Source organism: Roseiarcus sp. (assembly GCF_052145395.1).
GTDB lineage: Bacteria > Pseudomonadota > Alphaproteobacteria > Rhizobiales > Beijerinckiaceae > Roseiarcus.
In genome coordinates this window covers 1-4,203 of sequence record NZ_JBKQOT010000825.1, presented here as the reverse complement: position 1 = coordinate 4,203, position 4,203 = coordinate 1, and the positions used below count along the sequence as shown (strand labels likewise).

The following is a 4,203-nucleotide window of genomic DNA, read 5'->3' as shown; positions in this document are numbered from 1 at the left end:
TACTGGTTGCCGGAGATGACCAGCGCCAGCCCGCGCGCGATCTGCAGGCCGGCGAGCGTGACGATGAACGGCTCGAGCCGGAACCGGTTCGAGATGAGGCCCTGGGCGCCGCCGAACGCCGACCCGCACAGAACGACGAACAGGACGGTCGGGATGAGCCCGTAGCCGCCGCTGGTCATGATTGTCGCGGTCAGAACGCTGCACAGGCTCAGGAGGGCGCCGACCGAAAGGTCGATGCCGGCGGTGATGATGACGAAAGTCATGCCGACCGCGATGATGCCTGTCTCCGACACGGCGCGAACGATGTTGGCCATGTTGTCGGGCGCCAGGAACAAAATGTGGCCGTGCCGGCGCGGCGAGAAGATGATCCCGCCGATGGCCACCAGCACGAGTCCGATGACGCTCTGAAAACGCACGACAATGGCGAAGACGTCGATCCGGCGTCCGGTCGGGGACGGCGCAGCCGAAGCGGCGCGCATGGGCGCTGCGTCATTCATGGGCGTTGCCCTCGCTCTTTTCCGCCGCCGCCAGCACCGCGTGTTCGTCGGCGCCGCCGTCGAATTCGGCGACCGTGCGTCCCTTGCGCAAGACGACGACCCGGTCGCACAGGCCGATGAGCTCCGGCATTTCGCTCGAGGCGATGAGGACGCCGAGCCCGCGGTCGGCGAGCGCGCGGATGCGGGCGTAGATCTCGCCCTTGGCGCCGACGTCGACGCCGCGCGTCGGCTCGTCGAGCAGCAGGAGGCGCGGTTGCCCAAGGACCTCCTTGGCGAGGACGACCTTCTGCTGGTTGCCGCCCGACAGCGCGCCGACGATGACTTGCGGCAGAGGCGGGCGCACGTCGAAGGTCTTGATCGCTTCGCTCGCCAGCGCCGCCTCGCGGGCGGGCGACATGAGAAAGAAGGGCGACACGCGCTTCAGCACGGTCAGGGCCAGATTGCGTCCGACGCTGTCGCGTAGCATCAGCCCGCTACCGCGCCGGTCGTCGGTGACGAGCCCGAGGCCGTCGCCGCGCGACGCGCGGATCGAGGCGAGGCGAGCGGGCCGGCCCTCGACTTCGACGACGCCCGACCAGGCGCCGGGGCCGGCCGCGCCGTAAAGGGCGGTCAGAAGCTCGGTTCGTCCCGCGCCCATGATGCCGGCGAGGCCGACGATCTCGCCGGACCGCACGCGAAGCGAAACGTCGTCCGGCGCCTGCCAGCCGGCGCGCGCGCGCTTCGGCGAAAAGCGCGCGCGCTCGAGGCGCAGAACGGTCCTGCCGAAGCGCGCGCCGCGCTTCGGATAGAGCTCGGCCAGCGGCCGCCCGACCAGCAGCCGCACAAGTTCGGATTGCGGCGCAGCGGCTGGCCCCGTTCCCGCGACGCGGCCGTCGCGGAGCACCGTGACCCGGTCGGCGACGCGCGGCACCTCTTCGAGCCGGTGCGAAATATAGACGATGCCGACGCCGCGGGCGGCGATGTCGCGCATGACGCGGAACAGGCGATCGACCTCCGCGGCGGTGAGCGCGGCGGTCGGTTCGTCCATGATCAAGATGCGCGAAGCGTAGGTCAGCGCCTTGGCGATCGCGACCATCTGCCGCCGGCCGACCGAGAGTTCGCCGACCGGCTGATCGACGTCGATGTCGGCCCCGACAACCGCGAGACGCTCGCGCGCCGCGCGACGCATCGCGCCGCGGTCGAGCACCCCCGCGCGCGTGATCTCCCGGCCGAGGAAGAGGTTTGCGGTCACGTCGAGGCCGGGGACGAGGTCGAGTTCCTGGAAGATGGTGGCGACGCCGGCCGTCTGTGCGGCGCGCGGGTCGGCGAAGCGGGTCGTCGCGCCCTCGATCCGCATGTCGCCCTCGTCCGGCTCGACGACGCCGGAAAGGACGTTCATCAGGGTCGATTTTCCGGCGCCGTTCTCGCCGAGCAGCGCGTGAATCTCGCCGGGCAGGAGATCGAAGTCGACGCCGCGTAAGGCCTGGACGCCGCCGTAGCGTTTGACGATTCCGCGCATCGTCAGGAGGGGCTCGGCGTTCACGGCCGCCTCAGCTCATGCTGGTCAGCGCGAGCCTTGCACACCGGCGGCCCCGGAGGCGGGCGGCCGGATCGGGACTGCGGCGCGCTCAGAATCGAGCCGGCGGAAGACGCGCCGGTCTTCAGCGCTGGTTCGGCCCTCGCTGCCACGGCGCCTCCCGTTTGCTCGATCCTTGCGGATTCTCTCGGCGCGCCCCCAAGCCTCTAGCATGCCAGCGTAGCACGAAGCTTGGCTCGCGCAACCCGCGCCTGCGCCCGAATCCGCCGCTAATTCGGCAGCGCCCATCCTTTCGGCGCCTCATGCATCAGCGCGTGCTGATGGCCGTCCGGGTCGGTGAAGAGGGACATCCAGAGATCATGGTCGTCCATCCGCGCGATCAGCCGCCATTGCGACGAGAATCGAACGCCGCGCCCTTCGAGTTCGGCGACCGCGACGGTGATGTCGGGGCGGCGATAATAAGGGACGCCGATTCCGCAAACGTTCCCATCGTGCGCTTTCTCCAGCATCGGCCGCACGCCCGCGCAATCGAAGAAGGTCAAGTCGCTGAACCGGAAGAGTTTGCGCAGGCGGAGGACGTCTCGGTAGAACGCTTCGGACCGCTCGACGTCGGAAACGGCGAAGGCGATCTGGCCAATTTGAGCAAGATTGAGGAACATGGAGCCCGCCGCAGCATTCGCACGGTTCGCCGATCGACTCTAACATGGATCAAATTCCCGCGCGCTGTCGCGTTGATGTAGCCATTGTCTAGGAGGCCACGAATGCGCACGATCACCCTCGAGGAGCATTTTGCGACGCCGACATACATGGACGGCCCCGGCCGGAATCTGAAGGGGCGCGCCGAGCGCACTGGCGGGCGCCTGGGCAACCTCGTTGCGGACCTTCTCGACCTTGGAGACGGTCGCGTGGCGGCGATGGACGCGGCCGGCGTCACCATGCAGGCGCTGTCGCTGACCTCGCCCGGCGTCGAGCAGCTCTCGGGCGAGGAGGCGAAGAGTGTCGCGCGCGAGACCAACGCGGCGATCGGCGAAGCGGTCCGGCGCCATCCCGACCGGTTCTTCGGCCTCGCCTCCGTGCCGCTTCTTGATCCCCGGCGGCGATCGCCGAACTCGAGCGGGCGATCGCGCAAGACGGCTGCAAGGGCATCGTGATCAACGGCCATTGCGGCGGGCGTTATCTGGACGATCGGGCGTTCTGGCCCGTGCTCGCGCGCGCAGAGGCGCTGAAGCTGCCGATCTATCTCCACCCCACGCAATCGCCGAAGCCGGTCGTCGACGCCTGGTACCGCGGCCTCAAACCCGCGGTGGCCGAAATGATGGCGAACGGCGGCTGGGGCTGGCACATCGAGACGGCGCTGCATGTCCTCAGGATGGTCCTCGGCGGCGTGTTTGACGCACACCCCGAATTGCAGATCGTCATCGGCCATATGGGCGAGACGCTGCCGTTCATGATCGAGCGGGTCGATTCGATGCCGCCGTCCGTGACCGGGCTCAAAAAACCCGTCAGCGCCTATCTGCGCGAGAACGTGCATTACACATTCGCCGGATTCAACTTCCTGCCGACCTTTCTCCAGCTTCTCATGGAGGTGGGCGTCGACCGCATTATCTTCTCGGCCGACCATCCCTATCGCCCGATGGCGGAGGCGCGCGCCTTTCTGGACAGCCTGCCGGTCAGCCCGGCCGACCGGGACGCCATCGCGCACGGGAATGCGGAGCGTCTGTTCGGGGTTTAACGGCTGCTGTTTTTCTCACCACAAAGAGCACCAAGGTCCACTAAGGCGCTTCGTGTTCCTTCGTGTCCTTAGTGGTGAATTATGGGCTGTGGTCCAGCGCGCGGGGCTCGACGGCCGCAGCCCACGCCGCGGTAAAAGCCTCCGCTTTCGATTCGACCGCCTTCGCTGTCATGCCCGGCTTGCACAGCGCGCCGCCGATCCCGAAACCGTCGGCGCCGGCGAGGCGGTAGGGCGCGAGCTTTGTCGGTCGGGCCTAGCGCGCGCCTTTCAAGCCTGCAAAACCGACAGGTCTATCTAAGCCCAGCCTTGCGCGCGCAATCGGACCGTGATTTCTTTACAACGTAAACGCCAGGGGGCTGCAGTTATGAGCGACATATCCGACATGGCAATCCAGTTAATTCTCGGCGGCGCAGCACTTTTAGCCATGGCAAGTCTTAGCTCGACTTTGCCCATTTTTG

General features: G+C 67.5%; 5 protein-coding genes. 2 read left to right on the top strand and 3 right to left on the bottom strand.

Annotated features, from left to right (window positions below; genetic code table 11):
• From ACLP25_RS28530 to ACLP25_RS28520, 3 genes are all read right to left on the bottom strand, one after another.
• Positions 1-479 (bottom strand): ABC transporter permease (locus ACLP25_RS28530; RefSeq protein WP_442472468.1); only part of this gene is annotated, 479 nt, incomplete at its 3' end.
• Between the two features lie 10 nt (positions 480-489).
• The gene (locus ACLP25_RS28525; RefSeq protein WP_442472467.1) at positions 490-1,995 is read right to left on the bottom strand and encodes a sugar ABC transporter ATP-binding protein; all 1,506 of its coding nucleotides are present in this window, start codon (positions 1,993-1,995) and stop codon (positions 490-492) included.
• A gap of 287 nt (positions 1,996-2,282) precedes the next feature.
• Entirely contained in the window at positions 2,283-2,672 is a 390-nt protein-coding gene (locus tag ACLP25_RS28520) for a VOC family protein (RefSeq protein WP_442472466.1), read from the bottom strand.
• A gap of 102 nt (positions 2,673-2,774) precedes the next feature.
• On the opposite strand from ACLP25_RS28520, the gene ACLP25_RS28515 reads away from it, so the two are divergent.
• The gene (locus tag ACLP25_RS28515; protein WP_442472465.1) at positions 2,775-3,164 is read left to right on the top strand and encodes a hypothetical protein; all 390 of its coding nucleotides are present in this window, start codon (positions 2,775-2,777) and stop codon (positions 3,162-3,164) included.
• Positions 3,161-3,745, top strand: coding sequence for an amidohydrolase family protein (locus tag ACLP25_RS28510; protein ID WP_442472464.1), 585 nt, complete (start codon positions 3,161-3,163; stop codon positions 3,743-3,745). The genes ACLP25_RS28515 and ACLP25_RS28510 overlap by 4 nt, the downstream gene beginning before the upstream one ends.
• The last annotated feature ends 458 nt before the right edge of the window (positions 3,746-4,203 follow it).